The organism is Methanobrevibacter sp. (genome assembly GCF_051877095.1).
Classification (GTDB): Archaea; Methanobacteriota; Methanobacteria; order Methanobacteriales; family Methanobacteriaceae; genus Methanocatella.
Map to the genome: position 1 here is coordinate 1 of NZ_JBJEIO010000002.1, position 23,452 is coordinate 23,452.

A 23,452-nucleotide genomic window follows, 5' to 3' on the forward strand; every position below is an offset into this window, starting at 1 on the left:
CGCAGAGATCTAATTTGGAATGACAACCGCAAAAAGGATTTTGAAAATCAACAAAATTTTTGAAAGAGTCTAATAATCTTAAATACTTTGATAATTGAAAATTAGATAATACAACACCACAAAAGTAAATGTACATTCAAATTATAAATTAATAAAAATAATAAAAAATAGTCAATTTAATCACAAGATATATATATATAAAAAAATAAAAATTTTCTTATTCATTGAATGGAGGAAAAATTTTTATGAATAAAAGAAAGTTAGTACTAATTTTAACTATTTTTGCAATTGTAATTACGTCTGGTGCTGCTGTATCTGCAGGTCTTTTTTGATAGTAACGACAACAATATCAAAACACACGAATTTAATTATGCAAATAAAGCAACTTTTAACATTAGTGATAATTTAACAGATAAAACTGGAGCCGAAAATATTTTATTCGGATCAGGAGTTTCATATGATTATCCCGATGGAAATTTAGTTTGTTCAATTTATGCTGAAAGGGATTACGGCATGGACGAAGTTGAAAGTAATCAAAACGATGCCCTATTTGAAGAAATAGAAAGTGACCCAACATCTCAAGGATATAAAACATATATCTTTAAATGGGATGATATGAACGAATATGATGTATTCATTGATTTAGATAATCTGACAATAGTCGAAGACAGCGGTTATGATGAGCAATACAAATACTTCAAAGGCAAATTCGAAACATTAGACGAAGCTCAAGTATTTATTGATACATTCAAAATCAATGAAGACCAATTAAATAAACAAATTTACAAAGATGATTTATTAGTATGAATAATAAAATTGTTTTTGCATTACTATTGTTGTTTGTAAGCATTTGTGCAGTTTCTGCAACTGATACTATGTTCTGAATATTACTTAAGATAATATTCGTTTTAAACCCAAGATAGTAATCATGATTTCCTGAGGTGAACACTATTGGGGTTTTAACCTCACTAAGTGCCATGAAATCATCCTCCTCCACTATACATGATCCATCGGCAATATCTCCAAATAAACCATTCCCATACACCAAATATTCTTGTAATAAATCTGGCAGTTATCCTTGATTTCTTCTCTTCAAATAGCATGGGGACGGTTTGCATTAATCCAAGAATTACTGTAATACCAACTGTATACCAATCATTTACTCCACCGTACAATAGGAAAATGTATTTCAATAGGAAAAATTCAAGTAGCATCATAAAGCATTGATTTCATTTAAAAATTCCATGTTAATATAAAAATACTGAAAATAGTTAGTTTTCAGTAAAATAAAAAAAGTAATTAGGATTAAAAAATCCTAATTAAAAAGTGTTTAATTGTTTTCTAATGTTCAATATATATTTAATCTTAATAATAAACAATTACACCAATTCTTTCCAGTACAATACCCAATTAACTAATCATTAGTAACTATCTAATTTTTTCCAGTACAATACTAAAATTAAGCTAATCCACCATTAGTAAATTATTAGCTTTTTCTTCTAGGTATAAATACACAAGAGAGTAATGTAATGATTAAGACAAGTACAGGAATACCAGTAACAGGACTATTTTCAACAAAAATAGCTGCATTATTGTTATTTAAGCCATTTTCATTATAATAACCATCACCAATATTACTGTTATTATTTGCCTTATTATTATCTGCTTTATTGGTGTTATTAGTATTATTGGTATTATTTGTTTTATTGGTGTTATTTGATATGACTTGAACTTCTGTACTATTAATTGTAATATTGTTAATTTCATGAGTATTGACAACTATTGTGTTAGTAAGATTACCTTCTTTCACTGCTTTAAAGTATAATGTAATGTTGGCAGTTTGATTAGGCTCTAAATTATTAGAATAATAAAATACATTTTTATCATCCATAGTCCAGTTATCTCCAATAAATCTAATAAAAATTAAATTTTCTGGTATATTCTCATTAAAGTAGACTTTAGTAAGATTATAATCACCAATGTTTTTAACTACAACAATATATGAAAGTTCGTCACCTAATTTAACAGCAACAAGGTTCGGAGTTTTATTTGTAAAGATTTTTGCTTCAAATACAGGTAACTCTAAAGTCTGATAATCAATAGTAGCATATAATGTGTTATTTGTAGTACTTTTAGAATATAACGTATTTAATTTATTATCCACCAAAGCACCGGTTTCAGGATCATATGCACCGGTTTTTGCAGTGAAACTTACATTACGGATTGGTAAATACTGGTTAAAACTACTAATTTTTTCACCATCAGTGTATTGGGTTAAACCGGCAGTCAAATTATATGTATTACCAACAAACATAACTGTCTCATTACTTACAAAGGTCATTAAAACCCAATTATGATTAACAATACCCTTTTCACTATTACTAGTATATCTGTCAATTGGATTTTTATTAGAACCCCACCAGTTATAGGTCAAATTAACACCATCTTCCCAATAACTATTACTAACAACATCATGATTATTATTATCAGGGTTATCTATAATAACACAGTTACTAATGTTGCCGCAACATATCCATATAGCACCTGCTTCAGGAGCGGTGTTGTTAATGAATATATTACCCTCTATAATATCAATACCGTAATTATATTCCCCTTGTTTATTACAAGAGATTGCACCAGCTTCTGAACTTGCAGAGTTATTAATAAATGTGGAATTATATATCCTACCAAGATCCTCATCAGAGATATATATTGCTCCAGCTTCTTCTGCAGTATTATTATAAAATGTAGAATTAATTACAGTAAAATAATGATAACCATATGGTGAATGGGAAATAGCACCACCTTGTCTAGATGCAGTACAATTAACAAATTTTGAAAATCTGACAGTAACATTAACATTAATACCCTCATTAAATATTGCACCACCACCATTTAATGCAGTACAGTTAATAAAGGTACAGTTATTAATATTAGAGATAGTACCATCGTCATACTCTATTGCACCACCTTTAGAAGCAATAGTATTAATAAAACTACAGTTATTAAAGTCTAGAATATTGGTTTCAGAACCTATATACAATGCTCCACCATCAGCACCACTACTTGTATTAATAAAACTGCAATTATTAAACATTATGCTTCCATCTTCAGAACCACCAGATGAGCATATTGAACCACCATCAGATTCAGAATGTGAATTAATAAATCTAGAATTGGATATTGTAGTATTGTAAACATCACTTTCTAAATAGATATCGGCTCCTCTATTAGCATAATTATTGTTGAATAAACAATTATCAACAATTAGGTTCTCAGTTGAATCGTCGATTGTCCCATAGGAACAGTTATTATTTGTAAAGTTTGAATCTACTATTGTTGTATTGATATTACCATCAGTACAGATAGCAGATCCTAAGAATACTACATGAGCATAATTGCTGATTAAATGATTATCATTAAAGAGACAATTTGAGATATTAAGATTAGAATCTTTAGAAAAAATTCCACCACCATTAACTACAGCGTTTTCATTATATTTATTATCAGCACTGAAGTTAACATTAGAATTAGTGAAATTAGAATTATTAATGTTTGCTGTAGAATCTAAAAGATGAATAGTTCCTCCATTAACAGAGAAGGATTTAGTATAGTTAACTAAATTTATATTAACTGTATTGTTGTTAAAACTGCAGTCATCAATATTTAATTTAGCATTGTTGGCAAATATCGCTGTTCCAGATTCATTGTTCATACCATTTATTAATTTTAAATCATTTAATTCTAAAATTGAATCACTTACATTAAATATTCTGGCAAGACTTGATCCATCTAATGTATGTCCATTACCATTAATAACTAAAGTTTTACCATTAATTGTGATGCCATTAGGTAGATTGTCATTTTCAGAATATTTATAATCCTTATCTAAATCTATTGTTCCATTTGTATTGGAATCAATTAAATTTTGTAAGTCTCTGAAACTACCACCATTGCCATTATTATCTAATATAATTTGGGGGCCATCTTCAGAATTGAGTTTAGTATTATAATCACTTGCAATATTTAAAGTATTGTTTAAGTCCAAATTAGAACTTTGAAGATTATCTCCATATGAATCAGTACCATTGATTAAACTACTGTCTGTAGCAGATACACTAACCAAACAAAGAGAGAATAATAGAATAATACTTACTATGAGGATTAATTTCTTTTTTAACACGTTTTCACCTCCTTGTAAATTATATAGATAATTAAAACAATATTATATTTTTACAATTGAAATGAGTTTTAAATTGTTGAATAAAATATAATTTTATTAAATAATATTGAATAAAAATCTATTATTAAGCATAAACTTAATGAGTATAATATGTATAATTTAATATTTAAGACTTTTTACTAATTAAGTTCTGAATATTACTTAAGATAATATTCGTTTTAAACGTATATGGATGATGAAACAAATGGGAAAAAACAAAGGTTACAACCATTAAGCATTAGAATAAAACCACATACAAAAAAATTTCTAAAAGAAGATTCTGTATTGTCTGCAAGAGAAATATTGGAATTATATGAAGACTTTGCAAGTGGAACTGAAGAATACATTAGTTCTCTGGAAGAGGATAAAAAAGACCTTGAAGAAGAATTATCTAAAATACAAGAAAAACTTAAAAGTGCAAAAACATTTACAGAAAAACTAGAAAATACAGATGAGGACTCTGAAAATGGGGTTAATGTATAAGTTTGCTGTTTTTATACTTTCCCATTTTTTATTGAATAAATTTAGTATGGAAAATAGAATTTTTATATAAAATTATTTTAAGAGGGATTCTTAAAATAATTTAACTATTACTGTCATGCTTTAATTGTGTAATTATGAAAATAAATGGTGTTAATATTAATAGATAGGTAAATGCTGAATTAATAAAATAGTCACCTAAGACCACAACAAATGTTAATAAACTTATTATAGCAAAAGTATGTTGATAATATCTTCTTTGACTTTTTTCCATTGTATCTTCAAGGAAATTCTTATTATTTGCATAATGTACACATACAGTAAATAATAATGTAATAATAAATATGTTAATTATAAACACACATTCGATAAGGAAATATTGGCCATATGAACCCATCAATGATGTAGTAAATGGAATAAATGATAGTGACGCAAGATATAGAATGTTCAACCATAGATAGATAGTGTCCATATTTTTTAATTTAATTACTTCATGATGATATACCCAAAAGGTACTTACTAGAATAAAACTAACAAGAACAGTACCTACTGTAGGTAATGTTGAAACTATAAAATTAAAAATGTCTTGTGATGTTTTCATTTGTGTAGCAGGTAGTTCAATACCAAAAGCAAGAAGAGTCATAACCATTCCGAAGATTCCATCAGTAAGTGCAAGTAATCTTCCAGGATCTATACTAACGTTCTGGCTAAATGCATCTCTAAATCTGTCTCTTAATGTGTTATTTCTATTGAAGAATTCTAACCATCTATTTTCTGGAATATCTCTGTTCTGGTTTAAGTTTTCGGATATTTTGTGTTCGTTTAGGTTTTCTGTATTTGGTATCTTAGATTCTTGATTTGGGTTTTCTGAACTGGATATTTTCTGCTCTTGGTTTATAGTTTCTTGTTTGGGTTTTTTATTGTGTTGGTGTTCTCTTTGCTCTGGATTTTCTGGATTTGCTTTTCCAGAATATTCGTCAATGCCATAATCTACTAGTTTTCTTCTTTTGTCGAAATCCTCATATAAATTCTGGTATTCTGGATTATTTTCCATTCTTAATTCATGTAAACGTTTTCTGAGTTTTTTTCTTGCAAGATTCAATTCATGAATATCTTTATTTAATTCTTCATCTTCAATATATTTTAGAAAATTATTTGAATCTATGTCGTCATTGTTTTTCTTTTCCATATATCTTTCCTCTTTTTTCATTAAAATAATAAACCTTATTGTATAATTTTTAACATTTCTGTTTATTTTTTTACTAAATCTTATAGTTAATATAATAATATTCAATATTATTGTAAAAATGAGATTTATATTAAACAGTTTGGTTTTATGTTGATTATTTTTTAATATATTATATTATTATATTATTATAATTATTTTTTTGATTTTGTTCTGAATATTACTTAAGATAATATTCGTTTTAAACAAAACAACATATAATGATAAAGGTTTTACATCAATGTCAATTCATGAATTCACCAAAGTTGATGAATATGGTGATGAATTAAATTATATATTAATCCCTGAAAAAACTAAAATACTGTATGTTGAGGGAATTACTTCATCTCCTAAAGATTATGAAACATTATTTTTACCTAATATACATTTAGACAAGGTTGAGGATTTGAGTAGTAAGAAAAAAGTTTGGAAATTACCATAATCTTTTTATATATTCAAAAAACAATATATAAATAATTAAATATATTTAAAATGGAGAATATTTATGCCACTCATAAGATTCACTAAATTGAACAGAGAATTACTCCGGAATTTACCTTCAGATATGCAAGCTGAATTAATTATTTTTGAAGATGTTATTCCTGATGGAATTATGGCGTCTCTTTATGTTAATGATCCATTTTATAAAAAAGAAAGATCTAAATTCTTAGAACCTAGGGATGATATTCGTGAGAAAATGTATCGTGCTAGAGGTAGGCGTGAAGAACTATCCGAGAATGATCCTGTTTACGACCCAGTTTCTGCTAGGATTAATATTAAAACTGATGAAATGGTTCAATTTGTTAAGGATTATCCACAATATAAACAGTTAATTGAATCTATTATTTTTAGAGATGAAAATCATAATGTGGTGAAGGTTGTTCCTATTGATGAGTATTTAAAGGAACATTAATAATAGTTATTTATTATCATATTTTGTTTTACTTTTTTTATTATTTTTTTTTACATGCTTTTATTTTTTTTTAGAGGGAGATACTATGCCTAATGATGAAACATTAAAACGTGACAAATTATTACTTGACTTAATGATTCATGCTTATGATGAGGAGGTAGCTCGTAATGAGTTGATTGATTCTAAGAATAGTCAAATGATTGTTCTTACAGGGGCAATGTTGACTTTGCAAGCAACATTATTCACTAATTTATTGGCTCAAAAAATATTATTTAACACTCATATTAGTAATTCATGGAAAATTTTATTGTCAGGAATAATGTTATGTTCTTTAGTGGGAATAATGTTAGCATTATTCCAGTTCATTGTTCTGAATATTACTTAAGATAATATTCGTTTTAAACTCTTATTATTTTTTCTTCTTTTAGTTATTTAAGGTATTTATTTTTCTTTTTTAAATTTTTTTTCAGGGTCATGATTTTTTCCTTAAAAAAGGGCATTGTTGTCCTCAAAAAATTATTTAAGTACTATCTTTTTTTATCTGTTTTTTAGGACAAACATTCATAACTTAAAAATATTAATGTTGTCTTCACCAATGCAAATTAAATCCTTTAAATTTTTCATCATTTAAAAGAGTTTTTACTAAATTTGATGATTGTTTATTAATTATTTCGCTGTAAGTTACTTCTTCATCATTGTATTTTATTGTTGAGTGTAGTTTTTCTTGAATTTTTGAAATAATCAGTTTTCTTTTTTCTAATTTTATACTTTTGTTTCTTTTATCTAAATCATTATTTGTAACTTGTTTTCTATTGATAAGATTTAATACTGTTTTGTCTACGAGTTGTTGTCTGAAATCTTCTATTAAATCATATGTTAGGCTTGTTCTGTTATCCATGTCAAAATGGAGGAAACCGCAATATGGATCTAACCCATTTATTAATATGGATTTGGTTATTTCAGTTGCTAAAATAGCATATCCATAGTTTAACATGGAATTTAATAAATCTGTTGGTTTTTTGGTTCTTTTTTCAAATCCTATGTCTTTTGGAATTAATAATTTTATCCCATTCCAATAATGAACTGATGCTTTTCCTTCACATCCCATTATCTGCATTTTTACTTTCTCATGATTATTTGTTAGTTTAATGGAATTCAATTTATTGATTTGAAGAGTAATATTATCTTTTATTTCATTGATTTGTTTAATTTTACGGCGTTTGTTGAGTGTTGTTAATGTTGCTTTTTGATTTATCATTTTTGATTTTATTATTTCACGTGATATGTTGATGCCTTTTTTATTTTCACTTAGTAAGTATTGTTGTTTTTTAATTTTTACATTTCTCCAATCTGGTGATTCTATTAAATAATTTAATTTGCCGGAATAGTCCATGGAGATTAGTTTAATGTTATTTTTTGAAATTAGTGTTAGAGCATCAAATGTTATATATCCTTTTCCTATTATAACTATGCTAGATATCTTGTCTGCTTTAATGGAATCTAGGACAGTATCTTTTTGTTTTATGACAAGTTGATTATCTTTTTTATGAATTGATTTGTTGAATCCTTCAATTAAAATATTCATGTTAAAAAACCCTGTATAAATTTTCACTAAAATTTATTTCCCGTCCAAATGTTTCTTTTTTAGAATAGCAACTATCACAAATAGGTAGAATTAGTAAACTGTCTTTTCTGCGAATTTCCAATTCAATTTCTTTTTTAAAAATAGTTAAATCAGTATTATTTAATTTTCCAATATATGTGTTGGTTTGAATTTTTCTAAGTCCGAAATGTCTTAAAATGTTTTCAATTTTTTCTTTGTTGGTTTTGAAATTAACCTCAAAAATAACTATAGTATACATGAATATTATTTAATTTTTAATGAATAAAAAAGGAATGCTTAGCATTCCTCAACTTCTTTTGGATTAATCCAATCGGTCGGAATAATAGAACCAATAACTGCTGCTACAACAAGCCATGGAATTATTCTCGGGTCAAAACATAATAATAGTAATAATGCAGCACCTAATGGTTTTTTAAGTAAAACACCAAGAATTGAAGCAGTTATAACAGCTACACTAAATCCCATATCTAAATTAAATAATAATGAAAATCCACATCCAATTATAATTCCACAAAAGATCACTGGGAAGAAATGACCTCCTTTCCATCCAGTTTTAATACAAATATTAGTTAGAAGTAATTTTACAAGTCCAATAGTAATTAAAATAATTGGACTATATACTGCATAAGTTTCAAGAATTAATTCCATATTTGTTTCACCAGAAAACAGAGTCAATGGTGATATTATACAGAAAATACCTAATATTAATCCTCCAATTAAACATGTAATTAGAATATTATTTTTAAATTTCATTTTTCCAAGTATTTTTCCAGTATACTTATCAAAGAGTAAATATATTATTCCAAATAATGAACCGATAATTGCTAATGGCACTCCAAGTATTCTCTCAAAGTTACTTATATCATATCCACCAACATGAGGAAAACCGATAGGTGCACCGAAAAATTCTCCGATAATATAAAATACAAGTAGAGCACCTAAAATACAGAAAATATTACTATATGTCTTTTTTTCACTGTGTTCTTGATTTTCTATTGGAGCTATCAAACCGTATAATGGTGCTACAAATATTAAAGAGAATACTGAGTTAATACCTACATCACAAATATCATAGATATTTTTCTTAAAAAAAGTCATGAATTTTGATAACCATATACAAAGAGTTACTATAACTCCACATAATCCAGCTTCTGGTCCAATACTACCACCAAATATTATAGGAATCAATGCACTAACAAATATTAAAAGTATATTTTCGTTTTGCAATTTTTTCCCATTTTTCATATTTGAGAGTATTACATTCATCTCATAGACAGATTCACCATATTTGGTTTTAATTAAACCTAAAATTAATCCTCCTAACAGACATATTATAATTGGATAAATTTTTAAGTCAAATTGTCCTGGAAGATAATCCCATAAAAATGCAGTTCCAATTTTCATTAATTTCAAAAATAACCAAACAATAACTGCAAAAATCATACCCATTAAAAAGCATCCGGTATAATAGGTTAAATTTTTTCTTGATATTATCATAATTATACTATTTAGTTTATAGTTATTAAATAGGTGGAATATTCTTTTTTTTGATTGTAAAATAAAAATGATGCATGGAGTAAAATTAGGATTTGTTTTCAATTGAGCTTTGATGATATTTATTAATAATATTTGATAGAATAACAGTTATGTCTATAAATAGTAAAAAACATCATGAAGCTAAACCTTTTCTTAAATGGGCTGGGGGAAAAACAATTAATTTCTACAATTGAAGAGTGATTGCCTCAAGAGATTAAAGAATCTAAAAATATTGATAAATATGTAGAACCATTTATTGGCGGAGGAGCTTTATTTTTCTATTTAATGAATAATTATAAAATTAAAGAATCTTATATTTTTGATATTAATAAAGAACTTATTTTGACATATAATGTTATTAAAAATAATCATAGAGAATTAATTGAAAAATTATCAATTCTACAAGAAGAATATGTGCCTAGAAATCAAGATGATAGAAAAGAATATTATCTTAATATTAAGAGTACTTTTAATAATGATATCGTTGATTTTGAAAATTATTCAGAAGAACATATCACTAGGGCATCTTATACTATTTTCATGAAATAAAAAAAGATTATTCTTTTATGGAATATTAGTTGTTTATCTTATAAACTTGTATTCATTATATGCGCAAACAAAAGCTTGAATATAATCATTTTTTATTTTATTTTTTTAGAAACATTTTTATTATACTAATCAATTAAGTTATTCCATAGGTTTTATTCTATATCTCAATATAGCTGTCTACAAGTTTTAATGTATTCGTACTATTTTTATATTTTCATAAAAATGTAAATAAACCTTTTTTTAATTTATTCGGAGGTTTTAATTATGAATTTTATATTGAGGGATTGTTATTAGTGCAACTGATTTAATTAACAATCCTCGTAAAAGTATCATAGGATTAAGTATTCCTATGATTGTATCTTTACTTTTAACAATGATTAATAATGTTGCAGATGCAATGTGGGTTAGTGGTTTAGGTTCAGATGCACTTGCGGCAATAGGTATTGTAACACCAATTTTTATTATAATAATTGGTTTGGGAATTGGAATTTCAGCAGGAGTAAACTCATCTGTGGCTCGTTTTATAGGAAAAGGAGATTTAAAACAAGCTGGAAATAGTGGAGTTCATGGATTAATTATTAGTATTATTATAAGTATTATTATCCCGGTCATTCTTTTGGCCTTTTTAAAACCGATTTTAATAGCTATTGGTGGTGCAAGTGTTTTAGATCTTGCATATGATTATGGTTTTTGGATTATTATAGGAGCATTTTCGGTTATTGTTCAGTATGTTTTTAGTGGTGTTTACAGATCTGAAAATAAAGGAATTAAATCAAATTTTCCATTAGCTCTTGCAGCTATTTTAAACATCTGTCTAGATCCAATTTTTATTTATACCTTTAATATGGGAGTTGCTGGAGCTGCAATAGCTACAGTTTTATCAAATATTATATCTTTAATGCTTTTCATTTATTGGAGATATATAAAAGGAGGAGAATTATTAGATTTAAATACTTATAATAAAAACATGTCCATTTATAAAGATATTATCTCAGTGGGTGTTCCTGCAAGTATGGAACAGATTTTAATGTCTTTGTTTTCAATGATTATTAATGTAATTCTGGTTATGGTTGCAACTACAGAAGCAGTAGCTGTTTATACAACTGTGTGGAGATTAATTAGTATTGGTGTTATGATTTCTGTTGGATTTGGAACAGGTTCAATTAGTATTTTTGGAGCATTATTTGGTGCCCGTAAAAGTGAAACAATTCTAGAATCATTTAAATTCACTCAAATTATTGGATTTGTAGGTTCTGTATTAATGGCTATTATTTTAGCTATTTTCTCTCCACAATTGGCATTGCTCTTTGGTGGTGCTGGACTAAATGACCAAATTATATCTATAACAGTTTTACTTTCATTATATGTTGTATTTTCAAGTTGGAGTATTGTTTCAGGCTATATCTTGCAGAGTTTTGGTCATGGAGATTACAGTCTCTATTTTACATTCTTTAAACAGATTATTCTAACATTAGTTTTTATATTTTTATTTATAGGTTTAAAAGAAACTGGTGTTTATTATGGAATTATTGCAGCTAATTTTGTTGGTGGTGTAATTGAAATAATCTTCACTTATATCTATGTAAAAAGGATTCAAAAGTATTATAAATGATGCTATTTAATTCTTTTTTATATTATTTTTTGCATTTTTTTATAACTCAGAATAGTATAGATATAATTCCATTAGAATCTATATAATTTCTAGAACTTTTTTACCTTTTCTAAAATTTCAGTTCAGAATATCCGATTATGTAATGTTTTTATAGGGCATAATTTTTCAGATTGCTATTTTTATCCATTAAATTTATTAAATCTAAAAATTTTATATATTTATATATTATTAAAGGTGGAATTGATGGAAAGAAAATTAAATGTTCCAATTAAAGATGAAAATTTAAATGAATTGAAAGCTGGAGATGTAGTTTACCTGACAGGTAATATTTTAACTGCAAGAGATCAGGCTCACAAAAGAATTCTTGAAAATGGCGCACCATTGGATATTTCAGGTGCTGCTTTGTTTCATGCAGGTCCTATAGTTACAGAGGAAGATGGGAATTATAAGATGGTTGCTGTTGGCCCCACAACTTCAATGAGAATGAATCCTTATCAAAGTGATGTTTTAGATTTAGGTGCTAAAATTGTCATTGGTAAAGGTGGAATGGATGATACTGTAAGGGAAGCATTAGTTAGAAATAATGCGATTTATGTGGTGGCAACAGGAGGCTGTGCTGCATTATATGTGGATGCAGTTGAGGAAATTGAAAGTGTTGACTGGTTGGATTTAGGAATGCCTGAAGCTATCTGGAATTTGAAAGTTAAAGATTTTGGACCTCTTATAGTGGCTATGGATAGTGAAGGTAATAGCTTGTATGATTAAAAATAAATATTTATATATAGTTTAATTTCATATTATATTTTAATAAAATTAGTGATTGTAAATTATGGTTGTGTTATTATGGCGGATATTAATGAATTAGCAGAAAAGAAATTAAAATCCAGAATGACAAAAATTAGAAAGTGTAACAGAGAAAGTGAAGAAAAAGTAAAATTCTCAGAAAAATTAGGTGTTTCCTTTGATGTGGAATTCCATAATAAGAACCCTGATAAGCTTGCTGATGGTATAACTTTCATTACTACTCCTGAAGGTAGGATTTTATTAGCTGAATATTACTATGAAATTCCTGAAACTCAAGAGTATACTTCTATACCTATTGATGAGAAAAAATTAAAATCAATATTAGAATTCTTTGATGATTATAAATTAGAATTGGATGACTCTGATTAGATGATAGTTAATAATTCTTTAGATGAAGTTAAGAAAAGAGAAAATGCTCTTTGCATAATCAAAAATTTTGTTGAAACAAAAGGACGTTCTTTTTTATTTGATTTAACTGGCTTAGCAGGTGGATTTATCGCATCATCTTCTGATTTAAGTCTTTTAGAAACTTATGTTGGTCCTGCAATATTTGAAGATGCTATTCAAGAGGTTGGAAAAGAACATATGGGTGGGGAAAAAGTCCTTGCTGTAAATAGGACTTCTTCAGGCATACTTGCCACAATATTATCTTTAGTTAGTAAAGATTCAAATGTAGTGCATTATCTTGCTGAGCTTCCAGCACATCCATCTATTCCAAGAAGTTGTAATTTAGTCGGTGCTAATTATTTTGAAACTGATGTTTTTGAAGAGTTTTCAATACCTGATAATACTTCATTAGTTGTGGTTACTGGTTCTACTATGGATCATAAAGTAATTGATGAAGATGAATTTAAAAAGGTAATTGAAATGGCACATGAAAAGAGTATTCCTGTTATGGTGGATGATGCTTCTGGTGCAAGACTTAGGACAGTTGTATTTGACCAGGAAAAAGCATGTGATTTAGGTGCTGATATTGCAATTACAAGTACAGATAAATTAATGCCAGGTCCAAGAGGAGGATTAATGGCAGGTCGTGAAGATTTAATTGATGAAATTAAGATTAAAGTTAATCAATTTGGTCTAGAAGCTCAACCACCAGCAGTTCTTGCAATGGTAAATGGTATTAAAAATTTTAAAGAAGAAAATTTAATTAAAAGTTTCACAAAAAAAGATGAATTATATGATTTATTATCTGAAAGGTTTAGTAATTTTAATAAATCACCTACTGGAGTTATGATTTATCCGGAAGGTCTAAGAGATGAAATCACTGTTTCACATAATTTATCAGATGATGATTTAGCATATGTATTTTCATTTATTTTATTAAAAGATTATGGGATAATAACAATTCCACCAGTTTCAATGCCTGGTGCATCTGCTACAATAAGATTTGAATTATCATCAAGTGATGCAATTAATTTAGATTTAAATGATTTAAATAAAAAAATAGTATCTTCATTTGAAAAATTACAAGAAGTAATTACAAATGAAGAAAAATGTAGAGAGATTGTATTTAATTTTTGATTATACATTCTCCAGAAATTACTTTTTCTAAGGTTCCATCAATTTTTTCAACAATTAGTGCTCCTTCTCTATTAATGCCTATTACGTATCCATCGTAATATTTATTGAATGGTTCTCTAACTTCTACAATTTTTCCAATAGAGTAAGAACGTTTTCTCCATTCTTTTAGGATTGCTTCAAAGCCTTCATTATCGAATAAATCACTAATGTTTTCAAATTCTTCTAAAAAGGTTTTAATTAAATAACTTTCACTTATTCGCTCACCAAGTTCTTTTTCAATTGTGGTACTTCCTTCTTTTAAAGTTTCTGGGAAATTATCAATATCAACATTTACATCGATACCAACACCGACAATAACATTTTCAATGGTGTTGAATTTTGCAATAGCTTCAGTTAAGATACCACAAGTTTTTTTACCATTAATGAATATGTCATTTGGCCATTTGATTTCTGGATTTTCAATTCCGATTTTTTCAAGAGTTTTTGCAACTGCAACTCCAGTAGCTAATGTTATTAATGGAAGTTTTGAATGGTCAACATGAGGATTTAGAACTATTGATAACCATACACCACCTAGTGGGGATTCCCATGATTTTCCAGATCTTCCTTTTGCTGCTGTTTGTCTTTCAGAAATTATAACACTACCATCCGGAGCACCGTTTGCTGATAAGAATTTAGCTATAGTATTGGTTGATTGGACTTCTTTGAATACATATAGGTTTTTCCCGATGTATTTAGTATTCAAATCTTTTGAAATTTCATCAGCTTTAATGTATTCTGTTTTTTCTTTTCCAATTTCTTCAACTATATTTGTGAAATCATTGACATCTACTTGTTTTATTTCATCAATGGTCTCATTAGAAAGTTTACCTTCCTTTTTTAATAAGTTTATTATTTCTTCTTTCATAAAAAATCCCTAGTTTATTTTTGCATATTATTTTTTTGCCATGTTTTGATATGATCCTACTGCTGCAGATATTGCAGCTATTTTTTTAGCTGGCATAAATGTTGATTTTAATTTATTAACATACTCAAGGTCTTCTGCAATAACATTTTCCATTTCGGCTTCAATACCTTTTTTATAAGTATCAATAAAGTGAGTGTTCAAATCACCTGAAATAAAGTTAGGGTTTCTTAAGATAGCTTTATGGAATGGTATTGTTGTTTTAATACCTAAGATAATATATTCGCTTAATGCCCTTTTCATTCTGTTAATTGCATCGTTTCTGTCACGACCGTAAGTAATTAATTTAGAAATCATTGAATCATAAAATGTTGGAATTGTATAATTCATGTATACTCCACTATCTAAACGTACACCTGGACCTCCAGGGGATCTGTAACCTGTAATTTTACCAGGATTTGGTGCAAAATCATTAAGTGGATCTTCAGCATTAATACGGCATTCGATAGCATGTCCTGTTACTTTAATGTCTTTTTGGTCATAACTTAATTCATCACCGTTAGCTATTAAAATTTGTTGCTTTATTAAGTCAGTATTAGTAACAAGCTCGGTAATTGGGTGTTCTACCTGAATACGTGTATTCATTTCAAGGAAGTAGTATTGTCCATTATCGTATAAGAATTCAACAGTACCTGCGCTTGTATATCCGATATATTCAGCAGCTTTAACTGCACTTCCTCCCATTTCTTCCCTTAACTCTTCAGTCATAATTGGGGATGGTGCTTCTTCTAAAAGTTTTTGATGTCTTCTCTGGATTGAACATTCACGATCGCCAACGTGGATTACATTTCCATGTTCATCTGCTAGAAGTTGGAATTCAATGTGACGTGGTTTTTCAAGATATTTTTCTATAAATACTGTGGAATCTCCAAAGTTAGTTGATGCAACAGATTGGGTGGATTCGATTGCACGTACAAGTTCATCTTCTTCGTAAACTGCACGCATACCAATACCTCCACCACCTGCGGAAGCCTTTACAATTACAGGGTATCCAATTTGGCGAGCTATTTCTTTAGCTTCTTCGATATCAGTGACACCTTCAGGTGTACCTTCAATTACCGGAACTCCTGCTTTTTTCATAAGAGCTTTGGAAGTGATTTTATCTCCCATTTTATTAATTACATCTCCACTTGGTCCAATGAGTTTAATGCCATTTTTTTCACATTCTTCACCGAATTTTGGATTTTCAGCTAAAAATCCATATCCTGGGTGAATTGCATCAGCACCAGATTCAAGTGCAATGTTTATAATTTTTTCAATATTTAAGTAAGATTTTGCAGGTGAAGGATTTCCTAATGGGTAACTTTCATCTGCATAATTTGTATAAAGAGAAGTTTTATCAGCATCAGAGTATATTGATACACTTTTAATGTCAAGTTCACGACATGCTCGCATAACTCTTATTGCAATTTCTCCTCTATTTGCAACTAATACTTTTTCAAACATTTGAAACCTCAAAGTAATTTTTTTATAATAATATAATATATTAATAACTTAATATATTAAATCTTTGTAATAGATTTGTTGAAATATGTTTTAGGAATTTAAATTTTTATTTCATTGAGTTTTTTCCTATTTTTAATGTAAAAAAGCAACATCTTTATATACTACTTTATACATATTTTATATTAATATATTCTCTGAGTATAAAAAAGTTGGTAGCATAAAAAGAAGCTACGGATATTATAACTGATATAATATCTTGTAAATGTGTAAAATTAGTTAGTAGTATATGGATGTAGGGAAATCTTTATATACTTTATTTTATATATATTAAAGTAATGTATAAAGATGAGCTATCTGTATTTATTCCAAACTCATTTCTTTCTGAGTCTAAAGATCTTAAAATTCGTACTTATAAAGTAGGTATTTTAGGTAGAGCTTTAGCTATTTTTCAAGCAGATAATGTTGTTATTTATAATGATGACAATGTTAAAAACGAAGATGGGGAAATAGATGGAGAATTTATTGCTGAAATTTTGAATTATATGAATACTCCTCAATATTTGAGGAAAAAAGCATTTCCTATAAGATCTGAATTAAAGCATGTTGGTATTCTTCCACCGCTTAGAACTCCGCATCATCCTGTTAATAATCAACCAGACGTGGGTGATTATAGGCAAGGTTTCACTGTTAAGAGAAATAAGAAAGGAACTTATGTGGACATAGGTATGGAGAAACTTGCATTCTGTAAAGAGCAACTTTCTGTTAAAAGAATTTTTGACTTTAAGATTACTAAAATTGCTAAGAAAGAAGTAATAGTCACACCTGATAAACCAGATGACATTTACTGGGGATATAATGTTATATCTTCTACTAAGAGTCTTAAAAATAGCTTAAAATTAATTAAACCTAATCTTGTTGTTGAAACTACAAGATATGGAGATTATATTAATTCTATTTTTGATGAATTAAAACCAAAATTGGATGAATCTAAAAGTATTGCTATTTTATTTGGTGGCCCATATTCTTCAATCCAAGAGGATGTTTCAAGTCCAAACTGGGATTTATTCAAAGTGAATACTATTCCAGGACAAGGAACTGAAACTGTTAGAAGCGAAGAGGCTGTTCTTGCTACACTTTCTTTATTCAATTGTATGAGATTTTAATTCTCGTAATTTATTAGTTTTACACTCTAATAAATAACTTGCTCAACTTTTTATACATGGATATTTTTAGGACTTTCTAAAAATAATCTTAGCACAGAATTATTTATACATTAAATATATTCTTTATTGTGCTCCAATTGAATTTAACTCAATAGAGTATATTAAAATTTAATATTTATCTAGTTGTGAGCTTGCTTGCAGCTATTTATTAACTCGATAGGATTATAATATTATAATCTTGTCAAAACTCATTAATAGTCATTAAATTGGCTATTAAAGTACAAAAATTAAAATAATTTAAAAAATAAGGAAAAATATTAATAAGGAGGTTAAATTAAATGGTAAGACATCACCAGCCAAGAAAAGGGTCTGTTGCTTTTAGTCCAAGGAAAAGAGCAGCTAAAGAAACCCCTAGAGTAAAATCTTGGCCTCAAATTGATGAACCAAAATTACTCGGCCTTGCAGGTTATAAAGTCGGTATGACTCATGTTTTAATGACTGATTCCGATAAAAACTCTCCAACCAATGGTATGGATGTTTTCACTCCAGTAACCGTATTGGAAGTACCTCCAGTCGTAGTAATGGGAATTAGAGCTTATGAAAAAACTTCTCGTGGATTGAAAGTAATCACCGAGGTTCTTGCAGACAATTTAGATAAAGAACTTTCAAGGAAAATTTCTCTTCCTAAAGAATACGATAAATCTAAAGCTATTGCAAAAATACAAGGTGCATTAGAAAACACAGAAGAAATTAAGGTATTAGTACACACAAATCCAAAAGTAACTAGCGTACCTAAGAAAAAACCAGATATATTTGAATGTGGTATTGGAGGAGCAAATCCTGAAGAAAAATTAAACACTGCATTAGAATTATTAGGTAATGAAGTAAAAGCTAGTGAAATCTTCAATGAAGGAGAATTTGTTGATGCTATCGCAACTACCAAAGGAAAAGGATTCCAAGGTGTAGTTAAAAGATGGGGAATTAGAATTCAATATGGTAAAGCTGTAAGAGCAGGTAAAGGTAGACACGTAGGTTCTATCGGACCTTGGACTCCTAGAAGAACCATGTGGACTGTAGCTCAAGCAGGTCAAATGGGATACCATAAAAGAACTGAATTCAACAAAAGGATTTTAAAAATCGCATCAGCAGATGAAGTTGACCAAATCAATCCTGACGGTGGATTTATAAAGTACGGTCTTGTTAAAAATGATTATGTTTTAGTTAAAGGATCCCTCCCAGGACCTTCTAAAAGATTAGTAATCTTAAGACAACCTATTAGACCTAATAATAAGGCTGAGGATATCCCTCAAATTAATTATATTAGTACTAAATCTAAACAAGGGGCATAATCATGAAAGTTAATGTTTATTCTATTAATGGGGAAGTTAAAGAAGAAATTGAACTTCCAGCTATTTTTGATGAAGTGTACAGACCAGATTTAATTAAAAGAGCTGTACTTTCTGCACAATCTGCAAGAGTACAACCATGGGGTAACGATCCAATGGCAGGTAAAAGAACTTCTGCTAAAGGATGGGGTTCCGGTAGAGGAACTGCTAGAGTACCTAGGATTAAAAACGGTTCTAAAGCAGCATTTGTACCAATGGCAATTGGTGGTAGACAAGCACATCCTACTAGAGCTGAAAAAAATCATCATGAAAAAATCAACATAAAAGAAAGAAGACTTGCAATTAGATCAGCTATTGCAGCAACTACTAATAAAGAAATTGTTGAAAATAGAGGTCACAAAGTTGCAGATTTAGAACAAGTTCCTATTATTGTTGAAGATGATATTGAAGCTGTAAAAACTGCTAAACAAACTCGTGAAATTTTCCAAAACTTAGGTGTTTACGATGATGTCGTACGTGCTAAAGAAGGAAAAAGAATCAGAGCTGGTAGAGGTAAAACTAGAGGAAGAAAATACAAAAAAGTAAAAGGACCTCTCGTAGTCGTTGGTGAAGATAAAGGTATTCATTTAGGTGCAAGAAACCATGCTGGTGTCGATGTGGTTGCTGCTGAAAACTTAAATGCTGAATTATTAGCACCAGGTACCCATGCAGGAAGACTTACTATTTACACTAAATCAGCAGTTGAAAAATTAGGAGGTTTATTCCAATAATTTGGAAAAATAGGTGATTATTATGAATGCTTACTCAATTATTATTAAACCTCATGTTACTGAAAAAACCATGAATTTAATTGATCAAAATAATGAAATTAGTTTTGTTGTAAATCGTGAAGCTAATAAAGGTCAAATTAAAAGGGCTTTCGAGGAATTATACGAAGAAAAAGTAGCTAGAGTTAATACTCACATTACTACTCGTGGTGTAAAAGTAGCATACATTAAACTTGTTGAAGAAGAAATGGCAGAAGAACTTGCTGTCAGAATAGGTGTATTCTAAGGAGGAATTTGAATGGGAAAACGATTAATACATCAAAGAAGAGGAAGAGGAACTCCTGCTCACCGTGTTGCTTCTCATCGTTTCAAAGATAAAATTAGATACCGATCTTACGATGCATTAGAAAAAGAAGGTAGTATCAAAGGTAAAGTTATTGATATTTTACATGATCCAGCAAGAACCGCTCCTATCGCAGAAGTAAAATTCGAAAATGGTGAAAAGAAATACATCTTAGCACCTGAAAGTATTCAAATCAATGATGAAATTGAATGCGGTATTTCTGCTCCTATTAAATTCGGTAACACATTACCACTTGCTGAAATTCCTGAAGGTACTCCAATTTATGATATTGAAAACACCCCTGGTGACGGTGGACGTTTTGTAAGATCTTCTGGAACTTATGCTTCAGTTGTTACTCATGATGCAAATCAAGCTGTTGTTGAATTACCATCTGGTGAATTAAAATACTTAAACCCTAACTGCCGTGCAAGTATCGGTGTAGTTGCTGGTGGAGGTAGAAAAGATAAACCATTCCTTAAAGCTGGTAAAAAATGGCATGCTTATAAAGCTAAAGGTAAGAAATTCATGACTGTTAGAGGTGTAGCAATGAACGCTGTTGATCACCCTCACGGTGGAGGTAACAGACAACATCCTGGTCGTCCAACTACTGTTTCAAGACATGCACCACCAGGAAGAAAAGTTGGTTCAATTGCAGCTAAGAGAACAGGTTTAAAAAGATAGATAGAGGGTGTTTCATTGGCAAGAAAAATATTTAAATATAAAGGTTATACTCTTGAAGAACTTCAACAAATGTCTTTAGAAGAAGTAATGGAATTATTCCCTGCAAGACAAAGAAGATCTTTAAAAAGAGGATTCTTACCAAGACAACAAATTGTTTTGGATAAAATGAGAAAATTAAATAAAGAAGGAACTAAAGATGGTCGTCCTGTTGTTATTAGGACCCATTGTAGAGACATGATTGTTATACCTGAAATGGTTGGAACCACTTTCGGTATTTACGATGGTCAAAATTTCGTTGAAGTCACTATTGAACCAGAAATGATTGGTCATTACTTTGGTGAATACGCACCAACAAGGAAAAGAGTTCAACACGGAGACCCAGGTATGGGTGCTACCAGATCATCCATGTTTGTACCACTTAAATAAGGAGATTAAAACATGGCTAACAAATATGCTTATAATGAAAAAGTTGATGAGGCAAAAACTGCACGTGCTATGGCAAAATCTCTTAAGATTTCTCCAAAACACAGTGTTGAGATTTGCAGCGCAATTAGAGGAATGGAAGTAGCTAAAGCTAAAACCTACTTAGAAGATGTTATTGAGATGAAAAAAGCAGTTCCTTTTAAAAGACACAACAGAAAAGTTGGTCACAGAAAAGGACTCAAAGGATGGTCTTCTGGTAGATATCCTGTAAAAGCAGCTGAACAAATTTTAAAAGTTTTAGAAAACGCAGAAGCTAATGCAGAGTACAAAGGTATGGACACTGAAAAATTAGTCATTGAACATATATCTAGTCACAAAGGTGTTGTAATTCCTGGATATATCCCAAGAGCATTCGGTAGAATGACTCCATTCAATACCCCTACTACTCATATTCAAATTGTATTACAGGAGGCTAACTAATGATAGAAAAAGATTTTGTCACAGAGGGCCTTAGAAGGACTAGAATTGATGAATACTTAGAAAAAGAACTTGAAAGAGCTGGATACGGTGGTATGGATGTTCAAATTACTCCTTTAGGGACCATGGTTGTTGTCTACGCAGAAAGACCAGGTATGGTTATTGGTAGAGGAGGTAAAAATGTAAGAGCTATTACCAACACTCTCAAATCTGAATTTGGATTAGATAATCCTCAAATTGAAGTTAAAGAAGTTGAAGTTCCTGAACTTAACCCTAAAATTATGGCTTACAAAATAGCTAACATGTTAGAAAGAGGTATGCACTTTAGAAGAGTTGCTTACTCAACTATCCGTAGAATCATGGGTGCAGGGGCTCAAGGTGTAGAAGTAACTATTTCTGGTAAAATCAGAGGTTCTAGATCTGCTGTAGCTAAATTTGTTGAAGGATACATTAAAAAATGTGGTGAACCTTCAATCAGATTAGTTGAAGAAGGTTTTGCTACTGCTCAATTAAAACCTGGTGTTTTAGGTATTTATGTAAGAATTATGCCTCCTGAAACTGTATTACCTGATTCAGTTGAAATTCTTCCCCCTACAATGATTATCGAAGATGATGATGAAGTTATCGAAGAAGAAATCATTGAAGAAGTTGAAGATCTCGATGAATTAGAAGAAGTTGTTGAAGAAGAATCTATTGAAGAAGTAGAGGAAGATGATAGTTAAATTTCAATTTAATTATCTTAAAAGAGTTGGAACAATGGCAATTTTAAGAAGTAAAGAAATTTGGGACATGGAAGTTGATGAGATTCAAGATAAATTAGTTGAACTCAGAGCTGAATTATCCAAAAACGTTTCTAAAAGTGCAGCAGCTGGGGTAAATGAAAACCCTGGTAAAATTAGAGAATTAAAAAGAACTATTGCTCGTGTTCTTACAATAATGAACGAAAAACAAAAGGAGAATTAAATGTCAAAAATTTGTGATGTATGTGGGCTTCCTGAAGAACTTTGTGTTTGTGAAGAAATTGCACGTGAAGTTCAATCTTTAAAAGTTTTCACTGTTAGAAGAAGATTTGGGAAACTCATGACTATTATCGAAGGTATAGATGAACACGATATTGATATAAGAGAACTCACAAAAACCCTCAAAGCAAAATGTGCTTGTGGAGGAACTGCTAAAAATGGTCAAATAGAACTCCAAGGAGATCACAAAGTTAAAGTTAAAAAAGTTTTATCTGATATGGGTTTCTCATCTGATACTATTGAAATTCGTGAATCTAAGAAAAATAATAAGAAAAGGAGATAATTCATCTATTCGATATGTTTTTCAATTAATTATTGTAATTCTGCATAATTA

The 23,452-nt window shown here is 29.3% G+C and carries 28 protein-coding genes; 20 read left to right on the top strand and 8 right to left on the bottom strand.

Annotation, left to right across the window (positions count from 1 at the left end):
* Positions 1-303: 303 nt before the first annotated feature.
* On the top strand, positions 304-807 hold the full coding sequence (locus tag ACI389_RS01180; RefSeq protein WP_439779731.1) for a hypothetical protein: 504 nt from the start codon (positions 304-306) through the stop codon (positions 805-807).
* Between the two features lie 176 nt (positions 808-983).
* Here the strand turns inward: ACI389_RS01180 and ACI389_RS01185 are convergent, their stop codons facing one another.
* Positions 984-1,217 (bottom strand): hypothetical protein, encoded by a 234-nt coding sequence (locus ACI389_RS01185; RefSeq protein WP_439779732.1) that lies wholly within the window; start codon positions 1,215-1,217, stop codon positions 984-986.
* A gap of 269 nt (positions 1,218-1,486) precedes the next feature.
* Positions 1,487-4,183, bottom strand: a complete 2,697-nt coding sequence (locus tag ACI389_RS01190) for a hypothetical protein (protein ID WP_439779733.1) — start codon at positions 4,181-4,183, stop codon at positions 1,487-1,489.
* 228 nt (positions 4,184-4,411) lie between these two features.
* On the opposite strand from ACI389_RS01190, the gene ACI389_RS01195 reads away from it, so the two are divergent.
* A complete protein-coding gene (locus tag ACI389_RS01195; RefSeq protein ID WP_439779734.1) occupies positions 4,412-4,705 on the top strand; it encodes a hypothetical protein in 294 nt (97 codons plus the stop codon).
* 100 nt (positions 4,706-4,805) lie between these two features.
* Here ACI389_RS01195 and ACI389_RS01200 read toward each other — a convergent pair whose 3' ends face one another.
* Complete coding sequence (locus tag ACI389_RS01200) at positions 4,806-5,912, bottom strand: TMEM175 family protein (RefSeq protein ID WP_439779735.1); 1,107 nt, start codon at positions 5,910-5,912, stop codon at positions 4,806-4,808.
* A 256-nt stretch (positions 5,913-6,168) separates the two neighbouring features.
* Here ACI389_RS01200 and ACI389_RS01205 point away from each other — a divergent pair, with 256 nt between their 5' ends.
* The 3 genes from ACI389_RS01205 (at position 6,169) to ACI389_RS01215 (ending at position 7,225) form a co-directional block, all read left to right on the top strand.
* The gene (locus ACI389_RS01205) at positions 6,169-6,369 is read left to right on the top strand and encodes a hypothetical protein (RefSeq protein ID WP_439779736.1); all 201 of its coding nucleotides are present in this window, start codon (positions 6,169-6,171) and stop codon (positions 6,367-6,369) included.
* Positions 6,370-6,432: 63 nt separating this feature from the next.
* Positions 6,433-6,840: a hypothetical protein gene (locus ACI389_RS01210; protein WP_439779737.1), complete on the top strand. Its 408-nt coding sequence runs from the start codon at positions 6,433-6,435 to the stop codon at positions 6,838-6,840.
* A gap of 85 nt (positions 6,841-6,925) precedes the next feature.
* Positions 6,926-7,225 carry a hypothetical protein gene (locus tag ACI389_RS01215; RefSeq protein WP_439779738.1) on the top strand — a complete coding sequence of 100 codons (300 nt, stop codon included), beginning with the start codon at positions 6,926-6,928 and terminating at the stop codon, positions 7,223-7,225.
* Between the two features lie 204 nt (positions 7,226-7,429).
* Here the strand turns inward: ACI389_RS01215 and cas1 are convergent, their stop codons facing one another.
* The 3 genes from cas1 to ACI389_RS01230 are packed head-to-tail and all read right to left on the bottom strand — an operon-like array spanning position 7,430 to position 9,913.
* Complete coding sequence (gene cas1, locus ACI389_RS01220; protein WP_439779739.1) at positions 7,430-8,425, bottom strand: CRISPR-associated endonuclease Cas1; 996 nt, start codon at positions 8,423-8,425, stop codon at positions 7,430-7,432.
* A gap of 1 nt (position 8,426) precedes the next feature.
* Positions 8,427-8,702 carry a CRISPR-associated endonuclease Cas2 gene (gene cas2, locus ACI389_RS01225; protein WP_439779740.1) on the bottom strand — a complete coding sequence of 92 codons (276 nt, stop codon included), beginning with the start codon at positions 8,700-8,702 and terminating at the stop codon, positions 8,427-8,429.
* A 38-nt stretch (positions 8,703-8,740) separates the two neighbouring features.
* Positions 8,741-9,913 carry a chloride channel protein gene (locus ACI389_RS01230; protein ID WP_439779741.1) on the bottom strand — a complete coding sequence of 391 codons (1,173 nt, stop codon included), beginning with the start codon at positions 9,911-9,913 and terminating at the stop codon, positions 8,741-8,743.
* A 288-nt stretch (positions 9,914-10,201) separates the two neighbouring features.
* Between ACI389_RS01230 and ACI389_RS01235 the strand changes: the two genes are divergently transcribed.
* The 5 genes from ACI389_RS01235 (at position 10,202) to ACI389_RS01255 (ending at position 14,489) form a co-directional block, all read left to right on the top strand.
* A complete protein-coding gene (locus ACI389_RS01235; RefSeq protein WP_439779742.1) occupies positions 10,202-10,549 on the top strand; it encodes a DNA adenine methylase in 348 nt (115 codons plus the stop codon).
* 349 nt (positions 10,550-10,898) lie between these two features.
* Positions 10,899-12,161 (top strand): MATE family efflux transporter, encoded by a 1,263-nt coding sequence (locus tag ACI389_RS01240; RefSeq protein ID WP_439779743.1) that lies wholly within the window; start codon positions 10,899-10,901, stop codon positions 12,159-12,161.
* A 243-nt stretch (positions 12,162-12,404) separates the two neighbouring features.
* Positions 12,405-12,926: a FumA C-terminus/TtdB family hydratase beta subunit gene (locus ACI389_RS01245; protein ID WP_294005745.1), complete on the top strand. Its 522-nt coding sequence runs from the start codon at positions 12,405-12,407 to the stop codon at positions 12,924-12,926.
* Positions 12,927-13,004: 78 nt separating this feature from the next.
* On the top strand, positions 13,005-13,334 hold the full coding sequence (locus tag ACI389_RS01250; protein WP_439779744.1) for a hypothetical protein: 330 nt from the start codon (positions 13,005-13,007) through the stop codon (positions 13,332-13,334).
* Positions 13,335-14,489 carry a TIGR03576 family pyridoxal phosphate-dependent enzyme gene (locus ACI389_RS01255; protein WP_439779745.1) on the top strand — a complete coding sequence of 385 codons (1,155 nt, stop codon included), beginning with the start codon at positions 13,335-13,337 and terminating at the stop codon, positions 14,487-14,489.
* Here ACI389_RS01255 and ACI389_RS01260 read toward each other — a convergent pair.
* Together ACI389_RS01260 and ACI389_RS01265 are read right to left on the bottom strand one after the other, a co-directional pair.
* Positions 14,479-15,396: a biotin--[acetyl-CoA-carboxylase] ligase gene (locus ACI389_RS01260; RefSeq protein WP_439779746.1), complete on the bottom strand. Its 918-nt coding sequence runs from the start codon at positions 15,394-15,396 to the stop codon at positions 14,479-14,481. The two genes, ACI389_RS01255 and ACI389_RS01260, sit on opposite strands and share 11 nt — an antisense overlap.
* Positions 15,397-15,423: 27 nt before the next feature.
* Positions 15,424-16,899 (bottom strand): acetyl-CoA carboxylase biotin carboxylase subunit, encoded by a 1,476-nt coding sequence (locus tag ACI389_RS01265; RefSeq protein ID WP_439779747.1) that lies wholly within the window; start codon positions 16,897-16,899, stop codon positions 15,424-15,426.
* A 335-nt stretch (positions 16,900-17,234) separates the two neighbouring features.
* Here ACI389_RS01265 and ACI389_RS01270 point away from each other — a divergent pair, with 335 nt between their 5' ends.
* The 10 genes from ACI389_RS01270 (at position 17,235) to yciH (ending at position 23,401) form a co-directional block, all read left to right on the top strand.
* Positions 17,235-18,062 carry a putative RNA uridine N3 methyltransferase gene (locus tag ACI389_RS01270; RefSeq protein ID WP_439779748.1) on the top strand — a complete coding sequence of 276 codons (828 nt, stop codon included), beginning with the start codon at positions 17,235-17,237 and terminating at the stop codon, positions 18,060-18,062.
* A 338-nt stretch (positions 18,063-18,400) separates the two neighbouring features.
* Entirely contained in the window at positions 18,401-19,411 is a 1,011-nt protein-coding gene (gene rpl3p, locus ACI389_RS01275) for a 50S ribosomal protein L3 (RefSeq protein ID WP_439779749.1), read from the top strand.
* Positions 19,412-19,413: 2 nt separating this feature from the next.
* A complete protein-coding gene (gene rpl4p / locus ACI389_RS01280) occupies positions 19,414-20,178 on the top strand; it encodes a 50S ribosomal protein L4 (RefSeq protein WP_439779750.1) in 765 nt (254 codons plus the stop codon).
* 22 nt (positions 20,179-20,200) lie between these two features.
* Positions 20,201-20,461: a 50S ribosomal protein L23 gene (locus tag ACI389_RS01285; protein ID WP_439779751.1), complete on the top strand. Its 261-nt coding sequence runs from the start codon at positions 20,201-20,203 to the stop codon at positions 20,459-20,461.
* A 12-nt stretch (positions 20,462-20,473) separates the two neighbouring features.
* Positions 20,474-21,199, top strand: coding sequence for a 50S ribosomal protein L2 (locus ACI389_RS01290; RefSeq protein ID WP_439779752.1), 726 nt, complete (start codon positions 20,474-20,476; stop codon positions 21,197-21,199).
* Between the two features lie 15 nt (positions 21,200-21,214).
* Entirely contained in the window at positions 21,215-21,625 is a 411-nt protein-coding gene (rpsS, locus tag ACI389_RS01295; RefSeq protein ID WP_439779753.1) for a 30S ribosomal protein S19, read from the top strand.
* 12 nt (positions 21,626-21,637) lie between these two features.
* The gene (locus tag ACI389_RS01300; protein WP_439779754.1) at positions 21,638-22,102 is read left to right on the top strand and encodes a 50S ribosomal protein L22; all 465 of its coding nucleotides are present in this window, start codon (positions 21,638-21,640) and stop codon (positions 22,100-22,102) included.
* Positions 22,102-22,821, top strand: coding sequence for a 30S ribosomal protein S3 (locus tag ACI389_RS01305; protein ID WP_439779755.1), 720 nt, complete (start codon positions 22,102-22,104; stop codon positions 22,819-22,821). Before ACI389_RS01300 ends, ACI389_RS01305 begins: the two co-directional genes overlap by 1 nt.
* A 34-nt stretch (positions 22,822-22,855) precedes the next feature.
* A complete protein-coding gene (rpmC, locus tag ACI389_RS01310; RefSeq protein ID WP_432644677.1) occupies positions 22,856-23,062 on the top strand; it encodes a 50S ribosomal protein L29 in 207 nt (68 codons plus the stop codon).
* Complete coding sequence (gene yciH, locus ACI389_RS01315; RefSeq protein ID WP_069574692.1) at positions 23,063-23,401, top strand: stress response translation initiation inhibitor YciH; 339 nt, start codon at positions 23,063-23,065, stop codon at positions 23,399-23,401.
* Positions 23,402-23,452 lie beyond the last annotated feature (51 nt).

Bases quoted from the DNA above. Each gene is read 5' to 3' on its own strand.
- ACI389_RS01185 (WP_439779732.1), bottom strand. From the start codon at position 1,217: ATGATGCTACTTGAATTTTTCCTATTGAAATACATTTTCCTATTGTAC.
- ACI389_RS01195 (WP_439779734.1), top strand. From the start codon at position 4,412: ATGGATGATGAAACAAATGGGAAAAAACAAAGGTTACAACCATTAAGC.
- ACI389_RS01200 (WP_439779735.1), bottom strand. From the start codon at position 5,912: ATGAAAAAAGAGGAAAGATATATGGAAAAGAAAAACAATGACGACATA.
- ACI389_RS01205 (WP_439779736.1), top strand. From the start codon at position 6,169: ATGTCAATTCATGAATTCACCAAAGTTGATGAATATGGTGATGAATTA.
- ACI389_RS01210 (WP_439779737.1), top strand. From the start codon at position 6,433: ATGCCACTCATAAGATTCACTAAATTGAACAGAGAATTACTCCGGAAT.
- ACI389_RS01215 (WP_439779738.1), top strand. From the start codon at position 6,926: ATGCCTAATGATGAAACATTAAAACGTGACAAATTATTACTTGACTTA.
- cas1 (WP_439779739.1), bottom strand. From the start codon at position 8,425: ATGAATATTTTAATTGAAGGATTCAACAAATCAATTCATAAAAAAGAT.
- cas2 (WP_439779740.1), bottom strand. From the start codon at position 8,702: ATGTATACTATAGTTATTTTTGAGGTTAATTTCAAAACCAACAAAGAA.
- ACI389_RS01230 (WP_439779741.1), bottom strand. From the start codon at position 9,913: ATGGGTATGATTTTTGCAGTTATTGTTTGGTTATTTTTGAAATTAATG.
- ACI389_RS01240 (WP_439779743.1), top strand. From the start codon at position 10,899: ATGATTGTATCTTTACTTTTAACAATGATTAATAATGTTGCAGATGCA.
- ACI389_RS01245 (WP_294005745.1), top strand. From the start codon at position 12,405: ATGGAAAGAAAATTAAATGTTCCAATTAAAGATGAAAATTTAAATGAA.
- ACI389_RS01250 (WP_439779744.1), top strand. From the start codon at position 13,005: ATGGCGGATATTAATGAATTAGCAGAAAAGAAATTAAAATCCAGAATG.
- ACI389_RS01255 (WP_439779745.1), top strand. From the start codon at position 13,335: ATGATAGTTAATAATTCTTTAGATGAAGTTAAGAAAAGAGAAAATGCT.
- ACI389_RS01260 (WP_439779746.1), bottom strand. From the start codon at position 15,396: ATGAAAGAAGAAATAATAAACTTATTAAAAAAGGAAGGTAAACTTTCT.
- ACI389_RS01265 (WP_439779747.1), bottom strand. From the start codon at position 16,899: ATGTTTGAAAAAGTATTAGTTGCAAATAGAGGAGAAATTGCAATAAGA.
- ACI389_RS01270 (WP_439779748.1), top strand. From the start codon at position 17,235: ATGTATAAAGATGAGCTATCTGTATTTATTCCAAACTCATTTCTTTCT.
- rpl3p (WP_439779749.1), top strand. From the start codon at position 18,401: ATGGTAAGACATCACCAGCCAAGAAAAGGGTCTGTTGCTTTTAGTCCA.
- rpl4p (WP_439779750.1), top strand. From the start codon at position 19,414: ATGAAAGTTAATGTTTATTCTATTAATGGGGAAGTTAAAGAAGAAATT.
- ACI389_RS01285 (WP_439779751.1), top strand. From the start codon at position 20,201: ATGAATGCTTACTCAATTATTATTAAACCTCATGTTACTGAAAAAACC.
- ACI389_RS01290 (WP_439779752.1), top strand. From the start codon at position 20,474: ATGGGAAAACGATTAATACATCAAAGAAGAGGAAGAGGAACTCCTGCT.
- ACI389_RS01300 (WP_439779754.1), top strand. From the start codon at position 21,638: ATGGCTAACAAATATGCTTATAATGAAAAAGTTGATGAGGCAAAAACT.
- ACI389_RS01305 (WP_439779755.1), top strand. From the start codon at position 22,102: ATGATAGAAAAAGATTTTGTCACAGAGGGCCTTAGAAGGACTAGAATT.
- rpmC (WP_432644677.1), top strand. From the start codon at position 22,856: ATGGCAATTTTAAGAAGTAAAGAAATTTGGGACATGGAAGTTGATGAG.
- yciH (WP_069574692.1), top strand. From the start codon at position 23,063: ATGTCAAAAATTTGTGATGTATGTGGGCTTCCTGAAGAACTTTGTGTT.